Origin of the sequence: Mycobacterium sp. M23085, from assembly GCF_045343915.1 — a bacterium.
GTDB lineage: Bacteria > Actinomycetota > Actinomycetes > Mycobacteriales > Mycobacteriaceae > Mycobacterium.
In genome coordinates this window covers 1,886,101-1,910,420 of the sequence record NZ_CP174280.1, presented here as the reverse complement: position 1 = coordinate 1,910,420, position 24,320 = coordinate 1,886,101, and the positions used below count along the sequence as shown (strand labels likewise).

The following is a 24,320-nucleotide window of genomic DNA, read 5'->3' as shown; positions in this document are numbered from 1 at the left end:
CGGGTGTTCGCACGTTTACATGCCGGTGCTGCGGCAACACGGTGCACGGTGAGCCCGATGACCACACACGCCGCCCGCCTGCGACAGCTCATCGCCGACCCGGCGATCCTCATTGCGCCAGGGGTATACGACGGCACCGGGGCACGGATCGCGGGACAGCTCGGCTTCAACGCGCTGTACCTCAGCGGGTTCGCCACCTCGGCCAGCATCCTTGGACAGCCGGACGTCGGTTACCTGACGTTGACCCAGATGGCCGAGCGGGTCGGTCAGCTCGCCGACGTCGTCGACCTCCCGTTGATCGCCGACGCCGACACCGGATACGGAAACCCGCTGAACGTCCGCCAGACGGTGGCGGCATACGAGAAGGCGGGTGCCGCCGCATTACACATCGAGGACCAGACGTTTCCCAAGCGGTGCGGGCACATGCTGGGCCGCGACGTGATACCGGTCGCCGAAATGACCCAGAAGATCAAGGCGGCCGTTGACGCCCGCCGCGACGACGACTTCGTCATCATCGCCCGCACCGACGCCCGGACCACCGAAGGGCTCGATCAGGCGATCGACCGTGGCCTCGCTTACCGGGACGCCGGCGCCGACGTGCTGTTCATCGAGTCACCCGAAAGCGAGGACGAGATGCAGCGCATCTGCGACGCCTTCCGCGGCAGCGTTCCGGTGCTGTCCAATCAGATCGAAGGCGGGCGCACCCCGACACCCGGCGCGCGCCGTCTCGAGCAAATGGGTTACGCGCTGGCCATTTTCGCGGTGGGCGCGGCGTTCGCCGCCGCCCAGGGCATGCAGCACTATCTCGCGACGCTTGCGGCTACCGGCGACACCCGGGAAGCGCGCGATCGGATGTTGGTCTTCGACGATTTCAACAAGCTCATCGGGCTGGACCAGCACGCCGAACTCGAACGGCGCTATTCCGCCGAGGGCCGGCATGGCTGACAACCTGACTCGCAAGCTGATCGCCGATCACCTCGTTGACGGCGAGATGACGCCCGGCAGCGAAATCGCGCTGAGCATCGACCAGATTCTGCTGCACGACGCGAGTGGCCCGATGGTCGCACTGGAACTCGCAGCGATGGGCCTGGACGAGATCAAGGCGCCACTGGCCGTGGCCTACACCGACCACCTGCTGCTGGAAAGCGATAGCCGCAACGCCGACGACCACCTGCTGCTGGAAAGCGCCGCCCGCCGTTTCGGCATGTGGTTCTCGCGATCCGACAACGGGGTCAGTCACGCCGTACACCAGCAGCGATTCGGCGTCCCCGGCCAGTCGCTGCTCGGTGGCGACTCGCACACGCCTGCGGCCGGTTCCCTGGGCATGCTGGCGATCGGTGCGGGCGGCTTGGCGATCGCGCTGACGCTGGCCGGCGAGCCGTTTCGCATCGCGATGCCCGAAGTCTGGGGAGTCGAGCTGATCGGAGAACTGCCGGACTGGGTCAGCGCCAAGGACGTCGTGCTCGAGATGCTGCGACGGCACGGCGTCGACGGCGGCAAGGGCCGTGTCGTCGAATACTTCGGTGACGGACTGCGCCAGCTGTCGGCGATGGACCGCCACGTCGTCGCCAACATGGGCACGGAGATGGGCGCCACCAGCACCGTGTTTCCGTCGGACACCGAGGTCCGCGCCTACCTGAGGAAACAACACCGCGAACACGAATGGCGTGCCCTTGCGGCCGATGACGGCGCGGGCTACGACGTCACCGACCGGCTCGATCTCAGCGAGTTGGAACCGTTGATCGCGCTGCCCTCCAGCCCGGGCAACGTCAAGCCGGTGGCCGAGGTCGCCGGAGACGAGATCTACCAGGCTTACATCGGCTCCTCGGCCAATCCCGGCTTTCGCGACATCGCCGTGGTCGCCGAGATCGTCAAAGGCCATCGCGTGCCGCCCGACGTGTCGCTGGACATCAATCCCGCCTCCCGTCAGAGCCTCGAACAACTCATCGACGAAGGACACTTGACCGCGCTGATCCGGGCGGGAGCGCGATTGCATCAGACCGGGTGCAACGGCTGCATCGGGATGGGCCAGGCCCCCGCGTCCGGCCGTCGCAGCCTGCGCACCGTGCCGCGCAATTTCCCGGGCCGCTCGGGCGCCTCCGAAGACCAGGTGTACCTGTGCAGCCCGGAAACCGCGGCCGCGTCCGCGCTGAACGGGGTGATCACCGATCCGCGCACGCTGGACATGCCCTATCCACGGATCAGCGAGCCCAAAGCTGCGCCTACCGTGCGCGAACTGCTGGTGCCGCCCGGCGACGGTGAATCGGCCGAACTCGTCAGAGGCCCGCACCACGCGGACATCCCCGACTTCGACCCGGTGCCCGACGAATTCGAGGTGCCGGTGCTGCTCACCGTTGACGATCACCTCACCACCGATGCGATCATGCCGGCCGGTGTCGAAGGGATGTCGTTGTGGAGCGACCTGCCCGGCATGATGGAACTCACCTTCCGGCCCGTCGACGAAAGTTATGTGCAGCGGGCGCGCGAGAGCGGAGACCACGCGATCGTCGCGGGACGCAACTACGGCCAGGGTTCCAGCCGCGAGCAAGCCGCGCTGGCGCCGCGGGCGCTGGGACTGCGGGTGGTGCTGGCCGAAAGCATCGCGCGGATTCACGCCGAAAATCTCGTCTACTTCGGGGTGCTGCCGCTGATATTCACCGCTGCCGATGACCGCCGGCATCTCGACACGGAAACCACGCTGCGAATCAGCGGCGTGCACAAGGCGATTCGCGGCGGGCCCGGTGAGTTCGACATTCAGGTGGGCGGGGGCCGGACCGTTCGGGTGCGACACGACCTGTCGCCGCGGCAGGCCGAGATGTTGCTCGCCGGCGGCGGCATCCCCTGGAAACGCCGGCAACTCGCCGACGCGCACTAGCAACGGCAGCGCTTTGTCGGCGACCGCTGCCAAGATGGACGCCATGCCGACCGTCGCCGATCCATTGACAGCCGGGCTGGATGACGAGCAGCGCGAGGCCGTGCTGGCTCCCCGCGGCCCGGTCTGTGTGCTCGCCGGCGCCGGAACGGGGAAGACCCGCACCATCACGCACCGGATCGCCCAGCTGGTCGCCGGCGGTCACGTCGCGGCCGGGCAGGTGCTGGCCGTCACGTTCACCCAGCGGGCGGCGGGGGAGATGCGCTCGAGATTGCGGACGATCGACGCCGCGGCGGGCGCCAGCACCTCGGTCGGCGCGGTGTCGGCCCTGACGTTCCACGCGGCCGCGCACCGGCAGCTGCGGTATTTCTGGCCGCGGGTGGTCGGTGACACCGGTTGGCAACTGCTGGACAGCAAATTCGCCGTGGTCGCCCGGGCGGCCGGGCGCGCCCGGATCAACGCCGGCACCGACGACGTGCGCGACCTGGCCGGCGAGATCGAGTGGGCGAAAGCCTCGCTGATCGGGCCGGAGGAATATCCGGCCGCGGTGGCCGCCGCCGCGCGTGACATCCCGTTGGACGCCGCGCGGGTCGCCACCGTCTACGCCGCCTACGAGGCGCTGAAGGTGCGCGACGAGGCGGTGACGCTGCTCGACTTCGACGATCTGCTGTTGCACACCGCGGCCGCGATCGAGAACGACGCCGGCGTGGCCGAGGAATTCCGGGACCGCTACCGCTGCTTCGTCGTCGACGAATATCAGGACGTCACCCCGCTGCAGCAGCGGGTGCTGTCCGCGTGGCTCGGCGACCGGGACGACCTGACCGTGGTCGGCGACGCCAACCAGACCATTTACTCGTTCACCGGGGCCTCGCCGCGGTTCCTGCTCGACTTTTCCCGCCGGTTTCCCGACGCCACCGTGGTGCGCCTGGAGCGCGACTACCGCTCCACGCCGCAGGTGGTGTCGTTGGCCAACCAGGTGATCGCGGCGGCGCGCGGCCGTGTCGCGGGCAGCAAGCTGCACCTGGTGGGCCAGCGGCCGCCGGGTCCGGCGCCGTCGTTTCACGAGCATCCCGACGAACCGGCCGAGGCCGCCGCGGTCGCGGCCTCGATCAAACGACTCATCGAATCCGGCACCCCGCCGTCGGAGATCGCGGTGCTGTACCGGGTCAACGCGCAGTCGGAGATCTACGAGGAGGCGTTGACCGAGGCCGGCATCGCCTATCAGGTTCGCGGCGGCGAGGGATTCTTCAACCGCCAGGAAATCAAGCAGGCCCTGCTGGCGCTGGGCCGGGCCGCCGAGCGCGGCGCTGAGCATGGCCCAGCGGCCCCGCTGCCCGACGTGGTGCGCGCGGTGCTGGAACCGCTGGGGCTGACGGCCGAGGAGCCGGTCGGCGCCCGGGCGCGGGAGCGCTGGGAGGCTCTGACCGCGCTGGCCGAGCTGGTCGACGACGAGGTGGCTCAGCGCCCGCAGCTCGATTTCCCCGGGCTGATGGCCGAGCTGCGGATGCGGGCGGATGCCCGGCACCCACCGGTGGTGCAGGGTGTCGCGCTGGCGTCGCTGCACGCCGCCAAGGGGCTCGAGTGGGACGCGGTGTTCCTGGTCGGGCTGGCCGACGGCACGCTACCCATCTCGCACGCGTTGGCGCACGGCGCCGAGAGCGAAGCGGTGGAGGAGGAGCGCCGGCTGCTCTACGTCGGGATCACCAGGGCCCGAACGCATCTGTCGCTCAGCTGGGCGCTGGCCCGCAGCCCGGGTGGGCGCCAGGGCCGCAGGCCGTCGCGGTTCCTCAACGGCATCGCGCCGCAGGCCCGGGCTGATGCGGCGCCGGGCAAGTCCCGGCGCAGCCGTGGCACCGCGACCCGCTGCCGGATCTGCAACAACAACCTGACCACCCCGGCGGCCGTCATGTTGCGGCGCTGCGAAACCTGCGCCGCCGACATCGACGAGGACCTGCTGCTGCGGCTCAAGGCTTGGCGGCTGGACGTCGCCAAGGAGCAGAAGGTGCCCGCCTACGTCGTCTTCACCGACAACACGCTGATCGCCATCGCCGAGCTGCGGCCCGGCGACCAGGAGGCGCTGATCGCGATTCCCGGCATCGGCGCACGCAAGCTGGAGCAGTACGGTCCCGACGTGTTGGAACTGGTCCGCGGCCGCTGACCGGTAAACGCGCTGGTCAGAAAATCGGTTGTGGTCATCGGCGGCCACCGTTTACCCTCGAAACCGCAACTCGGCACTACGGAGAAGGAGGGTGGCCCCGATGATCAACGACGCGTTCGGCGTAGGCGTGGCCCGCGCGACCCGCCCTGTCCTGGCCGCGGGTACCGCCCATGCCGCGCACGCCGCCTCGGCGGCCGCGCGTAAGCATCGCGCCGCCGCCGCGACCGACGCGTCCGTAGATGTCGGGGGGCCGCCGAAGGCAAGGTAAGCACCAGCCCGGTTTTCTCCCAGATGGCCACGGACCCGAAGTCACCAGGATCCGTGGCCATAGTTGTAGGTCGGCAACTCTTCGACCTGGTCCGGATCACTGCCAAAGACAGCAACCAGATCAGGAAGTAGGTGGTAGGACATGTCGGCACCGACAGTCCCCAGACAGGCCCTGCCGTGTCACGTCGGTGATCCGGACCTGTGGTTCGCCGACACCCCGGCCGATCTCGAGCGGGCCAAGACGCTGTGCGCCGGCTGCCCGGTCCGGCGGCAGTGTCTGGCCGCCGCCTTGGAACGGGCCGAGCCCTGGGGCGTGTGGGGCGGCGAAATCATCGACCGCGGCTCGGTCTTGAGCTTCAAACGGCCGCGCGGACGCCCCCGCAAGGACGGCCGGCAAGACGGAGCCGCCGCCTAAGACGAGACGATGGCCTCATCGGGTTCGGCGAAGCCAGGGACCAGTTCTTCGGACAGCGCCTTGATCGGCACGTGTGCGTCCAGCTGACACAGGATCGCCGACACCGACAGGATCACCCGCATCGGGATAACCAGTTTGGGCGGCAGATCCATCTGCCGGGCCGTGCGGATCTGCGACACCGACCGATCGATTTCGATGGCGGACATCTTCTGCAGCCACTTACGGGTGTAGTGGAACACCTCGACCTCGACCGGTTCGACGTACTGGCGCAGCATGTCGTCGATGTCGCGCACCGACACCTGCTGGCCCTTCTGGATGAAGCCGGCCTTCTCCATCGTCGGCAACAGCAGGTCGTAGTTCTTGTCGCGGGCCAGCCGGATGCTCATCCCGAGCTCGATCGGCAAGCCATCGGGCAGCGCGGCTACGGCGCCGAAGTCGATCACACCCATCCGGCCGTCGGGTAGCAGCATGAAGTTTCCCGGGTGGGCGTCGCCGTGCAGCATGCCCAGCCGGCGGGGTGCATCGAAGGTGAGCTCGAGCAGCCTGGTCCCCATCAGGTCGCGCTGTTCGGTGGTGCCGTGCCGGATGATCTCGGCCATCGGGGTGCCCTGCATCCACTCCTGGACCACGACTTTCGGTGCGCTGGCCACGATGCGTGGCACCGCGAAGTGCGGATCGTTGTCGTAGGCCTTGGCGAAGGCGCGCTGGTTCTCGGCCTCCAGCCGGTAGTCCAGCTCCATCTCGGTGCGCTCGATCAGCTCGTCGACCACGCCCTCCACGTCGGCGCCGGGCGCGAGCTGCTTGAACACGCTCACCAGGCGCTGCATGGTCTTGAGGTCGGCCCGCAGCGCCTCGTCGGCACCCGGGTACTGGATCTTGACCGCCACCTCGCGGCCGTCGGCCCAGACGCCCTTGTGCACCTGGCCGATGCTGGCCGAGGCCACCGGGGTGTCGTCGAAAGACCTGAACCGTTCGCGCCACTTGGTGCCCAGCTGGGCGTCGAGCACCCGGTGCACCTTGGCGGCGGGCAGCGGCGGGGCGTCCTTCTGCAGCTTGGTCAGCGCCTCGCGGTACGGCTCGCCGAACTCCTCGGGAACCGCGGCCTCCAGCACCGACAGCGCCTGGCCCACCTTCATCGCGCCGCCCTTGAGCTCGCCGAGGACGGTGAACAATTGGTGGGCGGCCTTTTCCAGAAGCTCGGCCTGAACCTCGTCCCTGGACTTTCCGGTCAGCCGTTTACCGAATCCGAGCGCCGCCCGGCCCGCGAATCCGACCGGGATGCTGGCCAGCTTCGCGTTCCGCGCCGCCCGGCCCCGTTTGATGTCTGCCACGTACCCCATCATCCACGATGGTCGGCGGGATGTAGAGAGATGTCGACAACGCTCGTTGTCAGGCTAATTAACGGCCTGGTCAACCGGTATCGACCGTCGATGTGGCCTTCACAACATGTCGTCGACTCGCGCCGCCGGCCGGCGCTGACCCCGGAAGCGCACGGGTTTTCAGCAGGCGCACAGCGGGTGCCTGGCCCACCGCCGCGTGACGAGCGCGCCCGAGCGCAGATCGAATTCCAGCGTCGCGTTCAGGGTCTGCGGCGGCCCGGGGTCGGCTGCCGCCTCCTGCTCGTGCACGGCCGCGATCACCCGGTTCACCTGGCTGAGTGCCAGCGCCGCCGTCCCCAGCACGGTGGCCCGATCGGCGACCCCGACGGTTTCGCGCAGCTGCGCACAGATGACCGGCCAGGCCGGGTCGCGGTCCCGCCGGTGCAGGTCGGCGCAGCCCAGGCAGCTAGTACACTCTTAGGAGGGTTTACTTTGGCCAAGGGGTTCGGTTGGCGGAACGCGCAGTGTTGTACGCACGAATCAGCGTGGACAAGACCGGCGAGGAGATCGGCGTCAACCGCCAGCTCCATGACATGCGTGCTTTGGCGCAGGCACGTGGTTACGAGATCACGGCCGAGATCGTCGAGAACGACGTCACCGCCAGCAAGGGTTTGCGTAGGCCCGGATATGAGCAGGTATGGGAGCTGGTCCGCTCCGAGCGGGTCGACCACGTCATCGCCTGGCAATCCTCGCGGCTGATGCGGTCTCGGAAAGACCGCGCCGAGGTGATCAATACGTTCGGAAAGCACAACGTCGACGTCATCGCGGTCAAGGGGCTGTCGCTGGACCTGAGGTCCGCTTATGGGCGGGGTTTGGCCGACATGGTGACCGCTTTCGACTCCATGGAGGGGGAGGTGAAGGCCGAACGGGTCTCGGCGGCCATTGCCGATCTCGCCCGTCGGGGTAAGGCGTGGGGCTACTGCCCGTACGGCTGGGACCGAGTTGGCCGCGGTATCCACGCGCAGCAGATCGTCAACGAGCACGAGGCAGCCGTCGTGCGCGAATTGGTGGACCGGCTGCTGGCGGGGGAATCACTCAATGAGCTCTACCGCGACATGAACGCTCGCGATGAACCGGCGCCCGGTTACGCCCAGTGGATGAAGATCCCCGCCGACGCGCGAGAGCAGCGGGAGGCCAAGGGCCGAAAGCAACCGACTCGGAGGTGGGCCAAGTCCACCGTGCGGACCCTGGTGGTCCGGGATGCCAACGCGGCCATCCGCCGTTTCCGTAAGCGTGACAACGGTGGCACCGAAATGCCCGGGGACTGGGATCCGATTGTCGAGCGGGCGAAGCACGATCGCCTCGTGGCCCTGCTGTCGGCGCCGGAGCGGCGAAGTCACAGCGGACGGCGCCCCGGCGCCCGCAAGCACCTGCTGACCCACGGCGTCGGCAAGTGCGGTGTTTGCGGGGGCATGCTGCGGGTTGCCCGGCGTAACGGCCGTCGCGATCAGACCCTGATCTACATGTGCGCCGGATCGAGCGGGTGTACTGGTCGTGTCCTGGCCGGGGTGGACGATCTGGTGGCGAGGGTGGTCGTCGGGAGGCTGGCGAAGCCCGACGCACTGGACTGGCTGCTCGGGGATGATGAGCGCGCGCGCCGACTATCGGACCGGTGCGATCAGCTACAGCAACGCCTCGACGAGGCAGCCGACTCGCAGGCCGATGGCAAGATCACCATTCGCCAGCTCGAGCGCATCACGGCCAGGCTGGCACCTGAACTGGAGGGCACCCGCCGCGAGCGTGACGCCGCGGTCCAATCCCTGGACATCGAGGTGTTGCGAAAGCTGGCGGGACCGACGGCGGCCGAGAACTGGGACGCCATGTCGGTATCCACTCGGCGGGCCGTATTGGAGACGCTGGGCATGGAGGTGATCCTCATGCCCCGAGAGAAACACGGGCCGGGTTTCGAACCGGAAACGGTGAGGGTGACTTGGCGAACCCTGGGTGAGGAGTGATGCACGCGTTCCACCGGCTCTTCCTCACCGAATTCCTGATCAAGGCGCGCTGCGACCGCTGCTACAAAAAGGTTGCTGTGTACGAGTACGACCCCGGATGCCCCGGGTGTCAGGCCAGCGGGGGTAGGTGGGTGAAGGAGGGCCGGTGCCCGTGCGGACCGCCCACGCTCCCGGCGGGCAGCGAACTCGAACAACTGACCACTAGGGCGCGCCGGAGAGGTCCGGGCATGTCCCTCGGAGAGGGATCGATCACCGTGCGGGTAACGTGCGGTCACCCCCCACCGCCCAGGTAGCATGGGGGCGACATCTTAAAAGCAAGCTCAGTCGGTTACGAGGTGCACGCGTGGCACCAACCGCAGGGTAGAGCGCCTGCAGACCAGAAAGGTCTGCATTGCCATGCCCAAAAAGGGGCTAAGCCCATCCGAACACGCCCGCCATGCGGCGATTGCCGAGTACGTAAAACTAATTCTGGCCGAAGCGCCCCCACTCACCGATGAGCAGCGGGTCAGGCTGTGCGAGCTACTCCGGCCCGTCCGGAGGTCCGTCTTTGAGGCGGCGTCGTGACGATGACGAACTCGAACATCCTCGGAGGTCACGCGGCGGCCCAACCTACGGCCCGTCCCGGCGGTGCTGACACCGCTCCCGCCGGAAAAGTCGCTCAGGTTTCTAACCCTCAGGCCGGAATGGCCGCTTGTGCGAGATGTGAGGCGCGCTGGGGAGGGGTGAAGACGGCGCACTGCGACGCCTGCCACGAAACCTTCACGGTCGTCGCCGCATTCGACAAGCACCGCGCGGGCCCCCATACCGACCGCGGTCGACGCTGCCTCGACCCGGCCGCCGTCGGACTCGTCGACGCGGGGCGCGCTTACCGCTGCTGGGGCCACCCCGGCCGCGACCACGACGAGGCCGCGTCATGACCGAACGCAATGCGCGGCACGATGCCGAGGCGACAGGGCCGGCTGGGACCGCCGCGGGCGACGTGCTCGGCTATGGGTGCGCGGCTCAGCTCTATCGAGATGCTGGCTGGTTGGGTGTGCTGCCGCTGCCGCCACGGGAGAAGGTACCTCACCTCGCGGGCTTCACCGGCAACGACGGCGCGTGGCCCACCGACGAGCAGATCGCCGCGTGGTGCACCGACCAGCCCGCCGACGCGAACCTGATGCTGCGGGTCAACTACGGCGTGGTCGGCGTCGACGTGGATGCCTACGACGGCAAGACCGGCGGCCGCACCCTCGAAGAGGCGGAACGATGCTGGGGCGCCTTGCCTCCCACCTACCGCAGTAGCTCTCGCGGTGGGGATGCCGTCAGCGGCATCCGCGTCTACCGTGTGCCCGAGGGCGTGCGGTTTCGGGGTGTCGTCAAATTCGGCGACCTGGGCATCGGCGACGTCGAGACCGTTCAGCCGCACCACCGCCACATCACGGCGTGGCCCTCCGTTCACCCCACTGGGGGCCGCTACCGCTGGTACGGGCCTGAGGGAGTAATGCTCCACGAGGGGCAGGTGCCCCGGGTCGGGGATCTGCCCGAGCTACCACCAGCGTGGATCGAGCACCTCAGCCGGGACGCGGCGCGCGACGAGGCCTTCGACGGCTCAGCGCCCAACCGCACCCAGGCGCAGCGGAAGAGGATCAACGAGGAGCTGTACCAGCGGCTGATCGCCCTGCCTGACGACGGAGCACCGCCGGACCGCGTCGTCGCGGCACGGCTCGACCGCGCGATGACCGACCTGACCAACGGCACCGGCAACCGGTATGACACCACCCGCGACCATGTCGCCGCGCTGATGAGGCTGCACGCCGCGGGCCGGGCCGGGGTGCCCGGCGCCCTGGGCCAGCTGCACGTGGCTTACGTCCTGGAGGTCGGCGACGCGCGCCCCCACCCGGTGGCCGAGGCCGAGTTCCTGCGCTCCGTCGAGGGCGCCGCAGCCCTGGTCGCCGCGTCCTCGGCCAAGGTCGCCGAACGCGCCGACGGCGACGTGGGTCCTGGCGACGCGTGGACCTTCACCGACGGGGCCTCGTTCGTGCTCGACGTGCCCGACGAGATCCCAGCGCTGTGGGGCACCGGCCAGCGCGTGCTGTGGCCGGAGGGCGAGTCGCTGATGATCTGCGGATTGCCGGGCGTGGGCAAGACCACGCTGGCCGGGATGCTGGTGAGCGCCCAGCTCGGCGGCATCGGGGATCTCGGGGACCAAGTGCTGGGCCTGCCGGTGGCCCCGGTGTCCGGCAAGATCCTCTACCTGGCGATGGACCGTCCCCAACAGATCGCCAGGTCGTTGCACCGGCAGTTCGACGATCGCCATCGCGACGCGCTGCGCGAGCGGCTGGTGGTCTGGAAAGGCCCGCCGCCCGCCGACATCGCCGCCGACCCGCCGCTGTTGGCCCGGCTGGCCGAGCGTGCCGGTGCCAGCGTCGTGTATCTCGATTCGCTCAAGGACGCCGCCACGGGCCTGGCCGACGACGCCGTCGGTGCCGGATACAACCGGGCCCGGCAGCTCCTGCTGAACCGCGACGTCCAGCTGGTCGAGCTTCACCACACCACCAAGAAGCCCAGCGGCGGCGTGGCCGACGTCTTCGGTTCGGTGTGGCTGTCCAGCGGAGCGGGCTCGATCATCATGCTGACCGGCCAGCCGGGCGACCCCCTCGTCGGATTCCGACACGTTAAGCAGCCCGCCGAGGAGGTCGGGCCGCTGATGCTCTCACACGACGAGGACAGCGGGACCGTGTCGATCCTGTCGAGCACCGACCCGGTCGCGCTTGCCAAGGAGGCCGGTGACGAGGGCATAACCGTGAGGGCAGTGGCCGCGGTGATGTTCGACAACCTCACCCCGGACAAGAACGAGATCGAGAAGGCCCGCCGCAAGCTGAACAAGCTGACGCGCGCAGGCAGCCTCGAGTGCATCCCGGGCACAACCGGAGGCTCCGAAGGCGGCATCGCGACGAGGTGGGTGGCGACATGACTCCGTTCACGCGCCGATCACGGTCCTTGCAAAACCGCGGGTAAAGCGTTCACGCGCGCTGTCGATCACGAAGACGTTCACGAAGCGACCACGTCCGTTCACGGTCCCGCTAGAGCCGCAGGTCAAGCGATCACGCACCGATCACGGAAAGCAATCACGACAACCGTTCACGTTCCCCACTGCCCCTTTAGGGGCAGGGGAACGAACGGGACCAAAAAACAAAAGGAGCGCATTGATCCAGAGTTCCGCGCCGCGGCCCGCCTACGCCGGGCGGGTCTCCATCGCTACGGGGCTCGGCGACACCCCGTAGGCACCTCGGTGGCGCCCGTCAGGTTCTACGCGCCGAACAGGTCCGCGGACCACGCGGCGATGGTCGGCTCGAACCGCTCGGGAACGTACGACTCCGCGGGGCGAGCGCCTCCCGGCGGGCGCGACGCCGCCTCGAATAGGCACACCGCGCATTCGACCATGTTCAGCGAGACCGCGAGGGCGTCGGCGATCAAAGTGAACACCGTGCCGCCGCGGGCGTACTCCGTCATCCACTTGTAGCCGTGGATGAAGCTGGAGCCGTAGGAGTAGAACGACCGCGCGGCCCCTTCCAGTGGGTTGGCGGCGATCTCCCCGGTGTCATGCGCCGGAACGTGGGCATCGACCCACTGCGCGGACGACCTGATCATCGCGGTGAAGGACGGCGTCTTGGCGAAGGCGTACGCAGCCTTCGCGTTGTCGAGCATGTCGTTGTACTTGCGCCGGTGTTCGGCGTTCGCGTTGCGGAGCTGCTGCGGATAGGGGGTGCGGCGGTTGTCCTCGTCCCATTCGGAGATCACGAGGAACCGGCGTCGTTGTTCCAGTTGCTCCATCTCCTCGGACATGCACCGGTCTCGGCGAACCGCGCGGTCGGCGTCGCCGAGCAGCCAGATGGTCAGGGCCGCGGACTCCATCGCCACCCGGCACAGCTGCAGGACCTCGGCCACGTGGGGTTGCCGGTGCGTTCGGCGGCGCGCGACCAGCACCCCGGTGGTGTTCAGGCTCTCGGCCGCGCTCATCGCCGGGAACATCGCGTGTTCGGTGACGGGGTGCGGTCCCGCCAACGTCAACGGGTACGCCGCGGCGAAGGCGGCGTCGTCGTGGGCGAGTGGGCTCCCGGGTTCGGCGTGGTGCGGGTGCAGGCCCCACTGGTACAGGTCGCCGCAGCGCCGCCCGCGCTCGTCGATGCGCGTGAGGACGCCCCTGTTCGCGAGGTTGAACAGCGCCTCGGCTTGTTCGGCGGTCAGTCCCAGGTTGGGGATAGCCGTAGGGCGAGGCTAGGCGGCGGGTGTGACAGGTCGCCTGCGATCAACGGTCACCCGTACGCGGTGCACCGCCGAACCTAGGCCTTCCAGCGAGATACCGGCGGGAGATCGGCAGGGGCGGCGCGGCGATAGGCGAAGGCACGCTCGGAGCCAGGTGGTCGGGATTACTCATGTGCACCAGGCATTTTCGGTACTCGTGGCGACCTCGCCGCTGCCAGGACCATGACCAGCCTTTGTTGGCGTCGCGTCGGAAGGCCGACCCTTTGGCCAATTCGGCCTGCGTCGACTCAGTCATCGTGGCGGCCTTCCTCGCTGCGTGGTCATCATCATTGTCGCCTATGCCATGTGCGACCGGGCTTGAGCCGGGCCACCGGCTCGTAACGCGCGACGTCTCTCATCGCCCGACCCGCGAGCCCCAAGCCCGCCGGGATTACATACCGGGCTCGGCGTCGAACCAGTCGTCAACCGTCCAGGTCCTCGAGCTCACCGTCACGGTTGCGTTCGAGCTCGCGGTTCGGCGGTGGCTCAGAGATCGTGCAACGAGCTCGATCTCTAGCCTCTCGGGTGCACTAGGACCGGCCACGACGGTCAAGGTGAGGGCGCGTGACCACTCCCCAGGGCGGAGGTCGCCAATGTCCCAGGTCACTTCGAACGTGTTGTCCTTCTCCACCACGGATGCGCCATCGCGGCTGAAGTCGTAGTCGTGAAAGTTATCGAGCACTTGTGGCGCGAGGTTGCCCACCCATTTGTCGAGTGGGTCGGGCCACTTTGGCATCTGCCGCGGCAACGGATAGGCCGCCGGTGGCGCGCCGTATACCAGCACACTGCTCTGGGGGACGGTCGCGGTGAGCTTTACGCCCGTGACCGAATTGTCGGTCTCGTTGCCGACGGCAAAAGTGACCTTGTTGTCATCAGACTGAACGACGCCCCGCAGTAGGTGGTCGATTAGGCCGGTCCTGAGTTGAGCGAGGTGGTCCTCCACGCGGCGCTCGAACTCTTCGGCGTCTTCCGGCTTGTACGTGTTTCTCAACAGACCGCCCGCGCCTATCGAACTCGCGCTGAGGCTGCTGGCCAAGCCCGCGAGACTGCCCAGCTGAGAGAAGGGAGACGTCTCGCTGCTCGCCGGTGGGGGCGCAGGCGGCGTCGGTTGCCCGCTGTTAGCGCGGATGTGGGCCTCATGTCGCCGCAGCCAGTCCTCGATCTCCTCGGAGTCGGCGCTCAGCCGGGTGAGCGGTTCAGCCTGCGTGTCGAATCTCAGGTCCAACTCGGGCTCACGCTGCCCTTCTAGGAGGCGCCCCTGCAACATCGCGATAACCTTCGGTCCCGCTGGCTCTGTTTGTGCCGCCCCGCGGTGGAACACGGTGCCCGCGTAGTACTTGTCGTACGTCTTCTGCAACGTGTGGATCGGGTCACCGCTCCGGGGAGCCTCGATCACGATCACCAGCACGGTGACGCCCACCAACTCGACATAGTGCAACGACCAGCGCACGCCGTCCACATATGTCTTCAGCCCCTGGCTGAGGCTCGCATGGTCGATGTTGGCCACGCCCGCAGCGCTGCCCGGCTCCACGCCGACGACCATGTACGACACGCCCTCGCACGCACGTTGTGCTTCAGCAACCGATCGGTTGGCGAACCCGAGGACGGCCTTCGCCACCGCGAACCGGCCCTCGACGACGCCGAGATTCAGGCTGCTCTTCCACTCAAGCCAGTTCGTCTCCTGCGCGGTCGGCGGCGAGCTGTGGATGGCCTCCACCAGCCCCAGCAGCTCCTCGTCGGTACGCAGGGCGCGGGTCGTGCCGATGTCGCTCAAGCTCATGGTGGACGCAGCTTACGCCGGGGTACCGACAGATCGGGTCCACCGAAATTGCACCTAGTACGTCGTCGCCGCTGGCTACGATCCCGGCATGGACTCGGTGGACAAGGCGACGGTCGTCTCGGCGATACGGCGCCTCGCTGAGGAGAACGGCGGCGTGCCAGTTGGCAAGGAACGATTCGTCGCAGAGACCGGGTTCCCCGACTACCTGTTCCAGGGGCGGTTGTGGCTCACGTGGAGCGACGCCGTGCGCGAAGCGGGGTATGAACCCAACGCCTTCGGGCTCGCCCGCCTTGAGGACGATCACCTACTACGGCAGTTGGCCGAGCTGACCCGCAAGCTGGGCCGCTTCCCCACCAAGGCCCATATACGGATGGAGGGCCGTCTCACCCCTGCGCTATCCAGTGCGACGACCTTTGCAAAACGCCTAGGCACCCGGGCAAAACAGATCGACCGGCTCCGCGACTTCACTGAACACACGCCCGAGTTTTCCGATGTCGCCGCTCTGCTCCCCGCCGTGGCGGACGAACCAGCGGTGCTCGACGAGGCCGAGGATCCTGACACACAGCAGCCAGTGCCGGGATACGTCTACCTAGTTAGGTCGGGTAAGTATCACAAGGTCGGTCGGTCGAACTCTCACGGGCGACGCGCCTACGAGATCGGGCTACAGCTCCCCGAGAAGCTGGAAGTTGTGCACACCATCGAGACCGACGACGCCGTGGGGATCGAACGCTACTGGCACGAGCGATTCAAAGACCGGCGCCGAAACGGTGAATGGTTCCTGCTGACCAAGGCGGACATCGCAGCCTTCAAGCGCCGCCGCTCGTTCATGTAGCTAACCGGCATCTTCGGCATCGTCTCCGGCGTCGGCGTCGGCTGCGCGGCCCTCATTGAACAGCTCGGCCTCCACGGCCTCGGGATCGTCGGGGTTTCACCTGCTGGCAGTAGGTCAGATAACGCTCGTAGAGGCTGCTGGGCCAGTCAGAGTCGCCAGCCTTTGGGCCGAACACTTCTCGGCCCCGAAGCGCCGGGGCCACCCGCTTGTCGAGGATCAGCGGGCGCAATCCCGTGACCGCGGGATTCTGGTAGCCGATGAAGAACAGGAACTTGGTGAAGTAGGCCGGGCCCATGAACTTGGTCTGCGCCCGCCCGCCCGCCAGCATCGACCCGTAAGCCCGCGACGGCGCCGCCCTCGACCAGGATCGACGCCGCCAATCGCAGGTTGCTCTCCACGGTGTCGACGTTGGCGGTGAAGGCGCGTACCAGCCAACCTATAGAGTAGGCGTTCTTCCCGAGCCCCCACACGTAGGCGGCCGCGGCGGTGTGCAGCTCGCGGTGGTCGGATTCGGTGGCGGCGATGGCGAACACGTCGCTGCGCGACACCCAGCGGTAGTTGTCCTTGTCCGGCTCGGGCTGGCCGCGCTGCGGGGGCCAGAAGTGGGCCAGCTCGCCGGTGAAGTACCGCGTCCACCACGCCGACCGATACTTGGCCCAGTTGTCGTAAGGCCTCTCTTCTGCCGCGTCCGTCATGGCCAGCAGTATGCAAGACCGCACTGACGTCGGAGAGGCCCGAGGGAGTTCAGGCGGCGCTGTCGGCGTTGAGGTAGCGGTACAGCGTCGTCCGGCTCACCCCGAGGTACTTCGCGATCGCCTTGCCCGTGTGGCCGTCGGCCTTCATCCGTCTCGCGGTGGCAATGTGCAGTGGGTCGTCCACCTTCCTGGGGCGCCCGAACCGTGTGCCGCTTGCGCGAGACGCCGCTCGCTTGAGCGCAGTCCGCTCGATGGTGAGTTCGCGCTCGTACTCGGCGAGCGACCCGAGCACGCCGATCATCATGCGCCCCGCGGGGGTCGAAGAGTCTATGCCGTCGGTGATGGAGACGAGGGTGACGCCCTGCTCGGTCAGGGCCCTGACCGTCTCTAGGACGTGCAGCGTGTTGCGCCCCAGGCGGTCGAGCTTCCACACCACGACGGTGTCGCCCTCGCGCACGTAGGCCATGAGATCGGCCAGCCCCGGGCGATCGTCGCGGGCACCGGACATCGTGTCGGAGAAGGTCTTGGCGACCCCGGCTTTCGCCAGGGCTTGCTGCTGCTGGTCGAGGGTCTGGGCGACGGTGCTCACCCTGACGTATCCGATTCGTTGTCCCGGGTTGGTCGTCCCCGGCGCTGCCTGTTGCATAAAGCGAGCAACACGGCATATGTAGCAGGTATTTCTGGTGCAAACATATGTAACACCGCCACCTGCGAGTACCTCGTCGGCGAAGCCGCTGCCGCACGCGCTGCATATGTGGTCTATTTCGACACACCAAGCTGCTTTGCAGCGGTTATCGGGACGAATGGTCGCGTGACTTCGCTACGCGGGTACTTTGGCGGCAATCTGATGCGCGATGTTGACCGCGGCGTCGGCCTGAGAGTCGGACTGGCTTTTGCTGCACGCGTTGACGTCGATGACGACGTTGTTGGCCACCGTCAGCGCCCGCTGGCAGCGATCCCAGCGGTAAGGCGGGGCAATGTTTGTGGTGGTGCTGAGGATGCCGTTGGTGTTGGAGACCGGTCCCACGGTCCACACCTGAGCGGGTTTGCCAGCGCGGACGTTGAGGGTGAGCTGCCGGTTGGAGCATGCGAGCCAGCTTTGGGTAGACGCGGTGAAGAACGCCTCCGCGTCATGAGCGGAGGAAAACAACACCACGTCCTGATGGACGGCGTGAACGAAATCGGCGAACTCTGCGGGCTCGTGCAGCCACTTTCCGAGATAGCCGCTAAACCCGCTGGCGGCATAGGCGGGGGCCTGCGCCGACCAGATCAAGGGTAGGCAGGCCTTGTCCGCCTTGTCCGCGGCGAAATTGCTGGGGTCATCCATAGTGGTGTAGGTTCCCGCGACCGTCATTCCGGTGGCGCCCATCGCGGTATTGATTTGGTCGGGGCTGAGCAGCAGCCCGTCCAGTGCGGCCGCGGCGACAGGAGGTGCGGTGGTCGGGGTGGTGGTCGGCGCGGTGGTGGTGCTGGTGGTGGGGAGCTGCGCGATGGTGGAGGGCTGGCGCCGGAGGTACCCGGTGATACCGACGGCGGCCAGGAGCGCCACGGCAACGACGGCGACGACCGCGACCCAAGGCCGCTTCCATCGCTTCCCAGGATTGACTAGGCCGTCGTGTCGATTAGCGGCGCCCGCTGTGGGGCGAGGCCTGGGTGCTCGTGCGGTCGGAGCCAAAAGTGTTGGCGGACCGTCCGAATTGATCTGTTCGCTAAAGGCGCGGGCGAAGTCAGAGCACCGTTTGAATCGGTCTTCGGGCCGCTTGGCGAGCCCGATGGCGAGCACCTGGTCGAATTTGGCGAGTGCCGGTCGGCGGTCCGCTAACGCGGGTGGCGGCACATTGAGGTGGTGGCTGATGACGACCGCGGGGTTGGAACTCGGGAACAATTGCGAACCCGCCAAGAGGTGAAATGCCGTGGCCGCCAACGAGTACTGATCAGCTCGGCCATCGACGTCTTCGCCCAGGAGCTGTTCGGGAGCGCAGTAAGCAACGGTACCCACGGTCATGTTGGTCTTCGTCAGCCCGCTGATGTCGTTGACGTTGCGGGCTATCCCGAAGTCGGTCAGGAGGATTCGCTGTCCGTCCTCGTCGTCGGGGTGGGTGATCATGATGTTCGCTGGCTTCACATCACGGTGCAGGAGATCCTGCTTGTGTGCGTAATCCAGCGCGCTGGCGACGGCGGTGACAATGCGAGCGACTTCCTCGACCGGCATCCCGGCCGGGTAGCGATCGGCCATGAGCCGGGCCGCGTCGAGCCCGTCGACGAAGTCCATCGAAATCCACAGCCGACCGTCCTCCTCCCCGCGGTCGTGCACGCCGACGATGTGGGGATGCCAGAGCGTCGAAGCAAGGTCGGCCTCCCGGTTGAATCGGGAACGAAATTCGGCGTCCCCGGACCACTCGTGGGGAAGGAGCTTCAATGCGTCGCGACGCGGCAACCGTGGGTGTTGAGCGAGATACACCTCACCCATCCCGCCGGACCCCAGCAGGCGAATGATCGTGTACCCGGCGAAGGTCTGCCCGTTGGTCAACGGCAAAGCCTGGCTCATGCGCGCTTCGCGGTCAGGTGGATGACGACGGCGACGATGAAGAATACAGCCGCCAAACCGATGATCAGGCCCAGCTCATGATGGTAATTGTCCAACGCGACCGCACACGCTGCGAGCTCAGTGCGGGGAACTCCGTACTGGCTGCGGCAGTCGATGCCATCGACGGTGGTAACCGTCATCAAGAACCGCTCGCAGAACCAGACCACGGACGCGACACCGCCCAAAGCGAGGCACACGTTCCTGACGATCAGCGCACCAGTCGGCGTGCTCTTCGGGTTGGATTCGGCAGTCATCTCGCACTCCCTTGTCGTGACGCGGTGATCGTGGTGATCGCGATGGCCCAGAAAGGAGATCAGAACGGTGCAACGTTCTCGATGCTGACGAACATGCCGTGGCCGGTGCCGTCGTTGGTGAAGCGGGTGCCGTCGCCGTTGGGCAAGATCGTCCAGCCCTGCAGGCGATAGGTCTGGCCGTAGTTGAGGACGACGTCGTTCTGCGGGCTGGCGCTCCCGCCCGCAGCGAGGTTTCCGTTCATCCAGGAGAACGCCCCGCCCGCCGTCACGTTGGCGATGTCCCAGTGAAATCCCTCCCCGCCGCAGCGCAAGTAGGTTCCGGGAGGAGGGGGACACGGGGGCGGGGGATCAACGGGGGCCTGTGGGAAGCCCGGGAGGTACTGGCAACCAACCTTGTCGGCCTGGACATCGCAGCGCACCTTGCCCGATTCGGTCCTCACGTATTGCTCGGCGTGGGCGACCGGTACCCCAGCCATCGCCAGTGCGGCGACAACTGCGGCGACAATGGCGATCCGCTTCACGGTGCAGGGCCTAGCGAGCAAATGTCGGTGTCCGCACGAGACCAGGCACCGGAGTGTCATCATTGCGGGCACGGTTGGTGGAACCGGATGCATGCCGGTGGCATGGGCTGATCAGGGCCGATGCCGTCGCCGCTGTTCGGGTCGAACGTGGGCGGCGGATAGTACTGCCACGCCCCGCCCTGGCGCTGGTACCAGTCGCTCGAACCACCGCCGGGTTTGACACCACCGTTGTTGCACGTATGGGCACGGGCGGGCGCGGCGCTCAGTGCCGCGGTAGCGGTTGTGGCTGTTGCCAGAGCACCAACGACTCTGGTTAATGGATTCGTGATTTTCATTTGGACCATCGCGTTCTCGGGGTGGGTAGTCCGCACAGCTTGTCAATCCCCTAATGGGGGTTCTTAAATTGCAGATTGCCGTATTTCGGGCAGTAGTGGGTCGCTGAAAACCCCTCGAACATCGCTGCCCTATCCGATCGCAACCCCAGCTGAGAGACGAGAGCATCTGCGATGGCGTCCGGAGAATTTCCGCTATCGAGACCCTGGCACACCTGGTGGGCAATACGGATTAAGTCCGCGGGAGCCCCAGCGACCCCGACGTTGTTCGACTGCCGAACAAAGTCGTCGTCATTGCTGTCGGCGTGGGCCGTACCGACGGATAGCAACACCAGGGACACGGCCATGGCCGACGACGCCTTAATTAGCCTCACGGTCTTTCCTTTCCGAAATGGTGCGGGTTCCTATGGATGCACTACGCAGTCTTGGTGAAGCGGCCCTTCGTGGAAGCCTGTGAGCCCGGCACGGTCAAGGCAGCCTCGAGTGAGCGCGACGATGAGTAGATCGCCACGTTTTCCGAACGTGCTCATGATGCTGTTTTGATCCCATACCGCGCATTGTCCGCCGGGTAGAAAAGGCTGCTGTTGGCAATGACCGTTGAGGGCATTAACCCAGTTCTGGGGGAAGCAGCCCAATTTGAGGGCGTACATTCCGGTGGCGCCGCCCGGTTGCACAACCCAATAGTCAAGGCCTCGGCTATTGCAGTCTTGGTCGCCCTCCGAATAATTCCGCAGCCACGGACCGTCCCAGTAGGGCTGTGCTGTTGAGCTTGGTGCTGACGTCGGAGCGTAGGTCGTCGGGGGCGGTTGTGCGGCTAGCCCAGGATTCGCAGGCGCGGGTGTGGCCTCGACACCTGGATCAGATTGGCCGGTCACCGGGGTGTCCCAGCGGCAGTACTGCTGGTAATAAAGCACAAGGGGATCCGCAGTCGGTGGAACATCCCACGAAATGGGCGCAATTCGGATGGTGGGCCTGAAGTCGCCGTTTCCTAGCAATTCTGATTGCCCCGTGAGGTCAACGACAAATTGTGCGACGTTGCCATCGGTTCGCACCGACGTCAGCAAATTCGAAGGGTTATGCCTTGCTCTCGGGTCATGGTTCAGGCCCTTTTGAAGGTCCTCCATGCTCTGATCCATCTGTCCTGCAACCCATTCCGCCGGGCCAGGGTCGGGGGGTGACGAAAAAATCGTGATGCTGCCTTTGTGCCCATTCGAGCCCATCAGTTCGATCACGTACCCCATTCTCTGGGGCTTTGGCGGCTGACCAAACTCGACGGAAAGTGCCACCAGTTGGTCGCTTGGATGGGTTAAACTCGCCTGCTTCGCCCGGGCCATATCCGGTGGATACGTATTGACGATCCCAGGTGGAGGCGGATTCGGCTCGGGTGGCATATCCGGAGGCGACGTATCAACTGCGCAGCCCATCGTGTGCGGAAATGCAGACCATCTGTAATTATGGGTCGCGCAACCCGCCGACCAGGCGATCATGATAACGGCAGCGATGATGCCGATCGCCTTATAGGTTGATGATTTCATTCGGGGTAATTCTCGGATCGGGCTTCAGTTCCACAACCCTGGGCAAAATCGGGGATCGACGCTGTTGCACGGCGGGAAGTGTCCGTTGGGCGGTGGCGGTGGATCTGGTGGATAGCACCCCATGTGGTACGGCCAGGTGGGGTCCGGTTTCGCCACCCAGTTCGCAGGGCATCCCTGCGGCGCCTGCGGTGCCCCGACCAACGACAACGCGACAGCTGCCGCAGCGATGGTGCTCAGCATCATTTGCCCTCCGATTCTTCGAGGTCACGGCGTCCGGGCCGGGCGGGAGCCAGAATATCCCAACTTGGGATATTCAGAGGCGCGAATGTGCGCTGTCCGGGTGGAGAAATCCATCTACTCGGTGGAATACCAGCAGCTGTGTGCGTTGCTGCGGGAGTTGCGCCGGGAAGCTGGACTCACCCAGGTCGACGTCGCCGAGCGGCTCGACGTCCCCCAATCGTTCGTTAGCAAGTACGAGTCGGGCGAACGCCGACTGGACGTCATCGAGCTCCGCCACGTCGCCGCGGCCATCGGCACAACGCTCCAGGCCATTATCGAACGTCTGGACTAAGGCTGCCGCCCGCCTCCGGACTTTTCAATTTGCTTCGGGTTGGAACATTGGTTCGCTACCGTCTCAGCCGTGAAGCGGATCGACCGCCGCGGCCGCCAAGTGGCCGCCCTGTTTGGTGTCCTGCTGTTCTTCCTGGCCCTCGGCATGGGCGGCAGCCCCGCCCGCGCGGTGACGGACGAGGCTAACTTCGTGGCCGCCACCAGGGCCGACGGGATGGCCGGTACCGACCACGACCTCGTCGCCAACGGGAAATGGGTCTGCGATCGCTTCTTCGCGAGCGACTGGAACGACGACCAGATCGCCGCCAAGTTCCGCGAGACCAATCAGGTCGACGTCGCCCAGTCCCTGCGCTTCGTCGCCGACTCCGTGAAGTTCTTGTGCCCCCAGTTCACAGCCCGGGAGCACGCCCCCGCGGGAGGGGAGATGCACCAGGGAGGAACGGTCTGACGATGACCGGACAAGCCCCCTTTTCCGGCGACGTGGCGAGATGCGGCTAGCGGCTCAAAGGGCAGCGACAGTGACCGCGAGCACCATCCGCCTCACGGCTCAGAGCCGAACGGACAAAACACCCTTGCCCCGGTCACCCGTCTCGATACCATTAATCACGGCCAAGAGATTCGCCCGCACGCCTCCGAACGTGGGCGAACGGCAACCGCGCCACCCGGCACGGTGCCCTTCGGAGAAGGCCCGGGCTGGCAGGGAACGCTGCCGGTCAAGACGGGAGCACCAACCATGGACGAAGAGCCGTACCGCCACTACTGGCGCGTGATGTACCCCCAATTCGCCGACCCTGGTTCGACGGCGCACTGGTACGGAAAGTGGAAGACGTCCGAGATGTGCATGGGCTTGTTCGCCAAACGCCAGCAGGCCCGGCACGAGTGGCTCGCGACCGGCCCACGTCGGGGGCGCAAAGAGGCCCACGTGACCGCGGTCGTCACCCACCACGCGTCGCCGGTGCGGGCGCAGACGGTGAGGGTATGCCTCAGCTGCCTATGGGTTTCGCGGAACCTCGGCGAAGGGCACCCCTAAGACCGGTGGTTAGCTCCTGACCGGCGCGGTTACCGGTGCGCGTTGTCTGGCTTTGTGCTAAACGGGCTGACTTAGATGCGTGGTACTTGCTGGCCGGATATTTGAAAAAGGTTTGATAACCGCGCGTGCTTTGTCGACGCAAAACCCCACGCCACACGCCTAATTGTCCGATTTCCGGTGCCTAAATGCCGTTCCCGGAGTTCGCACCTGCACTTGATTTGCGCTTTAAAGGCCGTGTCCCGTCTGACTCCCATGCGACTTGTCGAGTCAGCTCACGGCGCTCGTCCAGCAGGGCGTCCGCCACGTCTACCGACGGCAGAGGACCACCCCGCTCCTGCGCAGCGCGGCGAAGAAGCGCCACCAAACGCAACTCGGAGTCGATGGTCACGACATCGCGCACGTGCCGAGCGTAGGTTGGGGCGCCTACCTTCGCACTTCACCTTCCGAGCTGGACGTCGCCTTCACCCCGCACCGATGCTCGAACGGTGGCAAATGCCAGCCCGGAAGAAAACCAGTCCGCCAAAGCGCGCGAGCACACGTGGGCTTGCGAATGGCCGGTCGAGATCAACGCCGGGGTCGGGTTGGGCGACGTGGCGTTGTAGGTCTACTGCTGGTTTATGCGGCGCTTGCCGAGCCAGGCCCGGTAGGCGAGGTAGCCCATCAACACGGTGAGGCCCCCGGTGCTGGCCAGGCCCAGGGCGGTGCCGTGGGTGCACACGTTCAGCACGAACAGGGCAAGGAATAGGACTGACATCGCCGCGTAGAGCGGGAGGCCGTACCGGGGGTTCCTCTTCACGCGCGCGTCCTCCCTGTCGTTGGCGTGCCTGGGATTCAGCATGCCAGTCACCCGT

At 66.6% G+C, this 24,320-nt stretch carries 23 protein-coding genes, 3 pseudogenes and 1 riboswitch; of the genes and pseudogenes, 13 read left to right on the top strand and 13 right to left on the bottom strand.

The features are described from left to right. Positions 1 to 57 precede the first annotated feature (57 nt). From ACIUM1_RS08565 to ACIUM1_RS08545, 5 genes are all read left to right on the top strand, one after another. Positions 58 to 945, top strand: a complete 888-nt coding sequence (locus ACIUM1_RS08565; protein WP_406816764.1) for an oxaloacetate decarboxylase — start codon at positions 58 to 60, stop codon at positions 943 to 945. Beyond that, positions 938 to 2,875: an aconitate hydratase gene (locus ACIUM1_RS08560; RefSeq protein ID WP_406816763.1), complete on the top strand. Its 1,938-nt coding sequence runs from the start codon at positions 938 to 940 to the stop codon at positions 2,873 to 2,875. Before ACIUM1_RS08565 ends, ACIUM1_RS08560 begins: the two co-directional genes overlap by 8 nt. A 43-nt stretch (positions 2,876 to 2,918) precedes the next feature. After that, positions 2,919 to 5,030 carry an ATP-dependent DNA helicase UvrD2 gene (locus ACIUM1_RS08555; protein ID WP_406816762.1) on the top strand — a complete coding sequence of 704 codons (2,112 nt, stop codon included), beginning with the start codon at positions 2,919 to 2,921 and terminating at the stop codon, positions 5,028 to 5,030. A 100-nt stretch (positions 5,031 to 5,130) separates the two neighbouring features. Then, positions 5,131 to 5,298: a hypothetical protein gene (locus tag ACIUM1_RS08550; RefSeq protein ID WP_406816761.1), complete on the top strand. Its 168-nt coding sequence runs from the start codon at positions 5,131 to 5,133 to the stop codon at positions 5,296 to 5,298. A 141-nt stretch (positions 5,299 to 5,439) separates the two neighbouring features. After that, the gene (locus ACIUM1_RS08545; protein ID WP_406816760.1) at positions 5,440 to 5,712 is read left to right on the top strand and encodes a WhiB family transcriptional regulator; all 273 of its coding nucleotides are present in this window, start codon (positions 5,440 to 5,442) and stop codon (positions 5,710 to 5,712) included. Here ACIUM1_RS08545 and ACIUM1_RS08540 read toward each other — a convergent pair. Continuing rightward, positions 5,709 to 7,055: an ABC1 kinase family protein gene (locus ACIUM1_RS08540; RefSeq protein ID WP_406816759.1), complete on the bottom strand. Its 1,347-nt coding sequence runs from the start codon at positions 7,053 to 7,055 to the stop codon at positions 5,709 to 5,711. The genes ACIUM1_RS08545 and ACIUM1_RS08540 overlap by 4 nt on opposite strands. Positions 7,056 to 7,211: 156 nt before the next feature. Next, positions 7,212 to 7,502 (bottom strand): annotated as a pseudogene (locus ACIUM1_RS08535) (cyclodehydratase); the annotation flags it as partial. A 38-nt stretch (positions 7,503 to 7,540) separates the two neighbouring features. Between ACIUM1_RS08535 and ACIUM1_RS08530 the strand changes: the two are divergent. The 4 genes and pseudogenes from ACIUM1_RS08530 to ACIUM1_RS08515 all read left to right on the top strand — a co-directional run bounded on the left by ACIUM1_RS08530 (position 7,541) and on the right by ACIUM1_RS08515 (position 12,002). Further along, on the top strand, positions 7,541 to 9,046 hold the full coding sequence (locus tag ACIUM1_RS08530) for a recombinase family protein (RefSeq protein WP_406816758.1): 1,506 nt from the start codon (positions 7,541 to 7,543) through the stop codon (positions 9,044 to 9,046). Between the two features lie 468 nt (positions 9,047 to 9,514). After that, a pseudogene (locus ACIUM1_RS08525) lies at positions 9,515 to 9,610 on the top strand (hypothetical protein); the annotation flags it as partial. 158 nt (positions 9,611 to 9,768) lie between these two features. Next, positions 9,769 to 9,963 (top strand): hypothetical protein, encoded by a 195-nt coding sequence (locus ACIUM1_RS08520; protein WP_406816757.1) that lies wholly within the window; start codon positions 9,769 to 9,771, stop codon positions 9,961 to 9,963. Next, positions 9,960 to 12,002, top strand: coding sequence for a bifunctional DNA primase/polymerase (locus ACIUM1_RS08515; protein WP_406816756.1), 2,043 nt, complete (start codon positions 9,960 to 9,962; stop codon positions 12,000 to 12,002). The genes ACIUM1_RS08520 and ACIUM1_RS08515 overlap by 4 nt, the downstream gene beginning before the upstream one ends. Before the next feature lie 335 nt (positions 12,003 to 12,337). On the opposite strand, the gene ACIUM1_RS08510 is transcribed toward ACIUM1_RS08515, so the two are convergent. Together ACIUM1_RS08510 and ACIUM1_RS08505 are read right to left on the bottom strand one after the other, a co-directional pair. Beyond that, a complete protein-coding gene (locus ACIUM1_RS08510) occupies positions 12,338 to 13,093 on the bottom strand; it encodes a hypothetical protein (protein ID WP_406816755.1) in 756 nt (251 codons plus the stop codon). A gap of 631 nt (positions 13,094 to 13,724) precedes the next feature. Further along, positions 13,725 to 15,113, bottom strand: coding sequence for a helix-turn-helix domain-containing protein (locus ACIUM1_RS08505; protein ID WP_406816754.1), 1,389 nt, complete (start codon positions 15,111 to 15,113; stop codon positions 13,725 to 13,727). A gap of 88 nt (positions 15,114 to 15,201) precedes the next feature. Between ACIUM1_RS08505 and ACIUM1_RS08500 the strand changes: the two genes are divergently transcribed. Beyond that, complete coding sequence (locus tag ACIUM1_RS08500) at positions 15,202 to 15,945, top strand: GIY-YIG nuclease family protein (RefSeq protein WP_406816753.1); 744 nt, start codon at positions 15,202 to 15,204, stop codon at positions 15,943 to 15,945. 52 nt (positions 15,946 to 15,997) lie between these two features. Here the strand turns inward: ACIUM1_RS08500 and ACIUM1_RS08495 are convergent, their stop codons facing one another. From ACIUM1_RS08495 to ACIUM1_RS08460, 8 genes and pseudogenes are all read right to left on the bottom strand, one after another. After that, the gene (locus ACIUM1_RS08495; RefSeq protein ID WP_406816752.1) at positions 15,998 to 16,273 is read right to left on the bottom strand and encodes a hypothetical protein; all 276 of its coding nucleotides are present in this window, start codon (positions 16,271 to 16,273) and stop codon (positions 15,998 to 16,000) included. 94 nt (positions 16,274 to 16,367) lie between these two features. After that, positions 16,368 to 16,640 (bottom strand): annotated as a pseudogene (locus tag ACIUM1_RS08490) (hypothetical protein); the annotation flags it as partial. A 49-nt stretch (positions 16,641 to 16,689) separates the two neighbouring features. Beyond that, complete coding sequence (locus ACIUM1_RS08485; protein ID WP_406816751.1) at positions 16,690 to 17,229, bottom strand: recombinase family protein; 540 nt, start codon at positions 17,227 to 17,229, stop codon at positions 16,690 to 16,692. A gap of 231 nt (positions 17,230 to 17,460) precedes the next feature. Next, positions 17,461 to 19,188 carry a serine/threonine-protein kinase PknH/PknJ gene (locus ACIUM1_RS08480; protein WP_406816750.1) on the bottom strand — a complete coding sequence of 576 codons (1,728 nt, stop codon included), beginning with the start codon at positions 19,186 to 19,188 and terminating at the stop codon, positions 17,461 to 17,463. Then, complete coding sequence (locus ACIUM1_RS08475) at positions 19,185 to 19,481, bottom strand: hypothetical protein (protein ID WP_406816749.1); 297 nt, start codon at positions 19,479 to 19,481, stop codon at positions 19,185 to 19,187. The genes ACIUM1_RS08480 and ACIUM1_RS08475 overlap by 4 nt, the downstream gene beginning before the upstream one ends. A gap of 59 nt (positions 19,482 to 19,540) precedes the next feature. Beyond that, complete coding sequence (locus ACIUM1_RS08470) at positions 19,541 to 20,002, bottom strand: hypothetical protein (protein WP_406816748.1); 462 nt, start codon at positions 20,000 to 20,002, stop codon at positions 19,541 to 19,543. 385 nt (positions 20,003 to 20,387) lie between these two features. Continuing rightward, positions 20,388 to 20,681, bottom strand: coding sequence for a DUF732 domain-containing protein (locus ACIUM1_RS08465; RefSeq protein ID WP_406816747.1), 294 nt, complete (start codon positions 20,679 to 20,681; stop codon positions 20,388 to 20,390). A 57-nt stretch (positions 20,682 to 20,738) separates the two neighbouring features. Further along, positions 20,739 to 21,869: a hypothetical protein gene (locus tag ACIUM1_RS08460; protein WP_406816746.1), complete on the bottom strand. Its 1,131-nt coding sequence runs from the start codon at positions 21,867 to 21,869 to the stop codon at positions 20,739 to 20,741. Positions 21,870 to 22,209: 340 nt separating this feature from the next. Between ACIUM1_RS08460 and ACIUM1_RS08455 the strand changes: the two genes are divergently transcribed. The 3 genes from ACIUM1_RS08455 to ACIUM1_RS08445 all read left to right on the top strand — a co-directional run bounded on the left by ACIUM1_RS08455 (position 22,210) and on the right by ACIUM1_RS08445 (position 23,469). After that, on the top strand, positions 22,210 to 22,440 hold the full coding sequence (locus ACIUM1_RS08455) for a helix-turn-helix domain-containing protein (RefSeq protein WP_406816745.1): 231 nt from the start codon (positions 22,210 to 22,212) through the stop codon (positions 22,438 to 22,440). 69 nt (positions 22,441 to 22,509) lie between these two features. Then, entirely contained in the window at positions 22,510 to 22,887 is a 378-nt protein-coding gene (locus ACIUM1_RS08450) for a DUF732 domain-containing protein (RefSeq protein ID WP_406816744.1), read from the top strand. Positions 22,888 to 23,046: 159 nt separating this feature from the next. Continuing rightward, a riboswitch (SAM riboswitch) is annotated at positions 23,047 to 23,165 on the top strand. A gap of 7 nt (positions 23,166 to 23,172) precedes the next feature. Continuing rightward, positions 23,173 to 23,469: a hypothetical protein gene (locus tag ACIUM1_RS08445; protein ID WP_406816743.1), complete on the top strand. Its 297-nt coding sequence runs from the start codon at positions 23,173 to 23,175 to the stop codon at positions 23,467 to 23,469. Between the two features lie 604 nt (positions 23,470 to 24,073). Here ACIUM1_RS08445 and ACIUM1_RS08440 read toward each other — a convergent pair. Continuing rightward, positions 24,074 to 24,265 carry a hypothetical protein gene (locus ACIUM1_RS08440; RefSeq protein WP_406816742.1) on the bottom strand — a complete coding sequence of 64 codons (192 nt, stop codon included), beginning with the start codon at positions 24,263 to 24,265 and terminating at the stop codon, positions 24,074 to 24,076. Between the last annotated feature and the right edge of the window lie 55 nt (positions 24,266 to 24,320).

Coding starts and splice junctions, on each gene's coding strand:
- ACIUM1_RS08540 (WP_406816759.1), bottom strand. CDS start 7,055: ATGATGGGGTACGTGGCAGACATCAAACGGGGCCGGGCGGCGCGGAAC.
- ACIUM1_RS08495 (WP_406816752.1), bottom strand. CDS start 16,273: ATGCTGGCGGGCGGGCGGGCGCAGACCAAGTTCATGGGCCCGGCCTAC.
- ACIUM1_RS08460 (WP_406816746.1), bottom strand. CDS start 21,869: ATGAAATCATCAACCTATAAGGCGATCGGCATCATCGCTGCCGTTATC.
- ACIUM1_RS08555 (WP_406816762.1), top strand. CDS start 2,919: ATGCCGACCGTCGCCGATCCATTGACAGCCGGGCTGGATGACGAGCAG.
- ACIUM1_RS08545 (WP_406816760.1), top strand. CDS start 5,440: ATGTCGGCACCGACAGTCCCCAGACAGGCCCTGCCGTGTCACGTCGGT.
- ACIUM1_RS08480 (WP_406816750.1), bottom strand. CDS start 19,188: ATGAGCCAGGCTTTGCCGTTGACCAACGGGCAGACCTTCGCCGGGTAC.
- ACIUM1_RS08445 (WP_406816743.1), top strand. CDS start 23,173: ATGGACGAAGAGCCGTACCGCCACTACTGGCGCGTGATGTACCCCCAA.
- ACIUM1_RS08475 (WP_406816749.1), bottom strand. CDS start 19,481: ATGACTGCCGAATCCAACCCGAAGAGCACGCCGACTGGTGCGCTGATC.
- ACIUM1_RS08560 (WP_406816763.1), top strand. CDS start 938: ATGGCTGACAACCTGACTCGCAAGCTGATCGCCGATCACCTCGTTGAC.
- ACIUM1_RS08465 (WP_406816747.1), bottom strand. CDS start 20,681: ATGGCCGTGTCCCTGGTGTTGCTATCCGTCGGTACGGCCCACGCCGAC.
- ACIUM1_RS08550 (WP_406816761.1), top strand. CDS start 5,131: ATGATCAACGACGCGTTCGGCGTAGGCGTGGCCCGCGCGACCCGCCCT.
- ACIUM1_RS08500 (WP_406816753.1), top strand. CDS start 15,202: ATGGACTCGGTGGACAAGGCGACGGTCGTCTCGGCGATACGGCGCCTC.
- ACIUM1_RS08565 (WP_406816764.1), top strand. CDS start 58: ATGACCACACACGCCGCCCGCCTGCGACAGCTCATCGCCGACCCGGCG.
- ACIUM1_RS08505 (WP_406816754.1), bottom strand. CDS start 15,113: ATGAGCTTGAGCGACATCGGCACGACCCGCGCCCTGCGTACCGACGAG.
- ACIUM1_RS08515 (WP_406816756.1), top strand. CDS start 9,960: ATGACCGAACGCAATGCGCGGCACGATGCCGAGGCGACAGGGCCGGCT.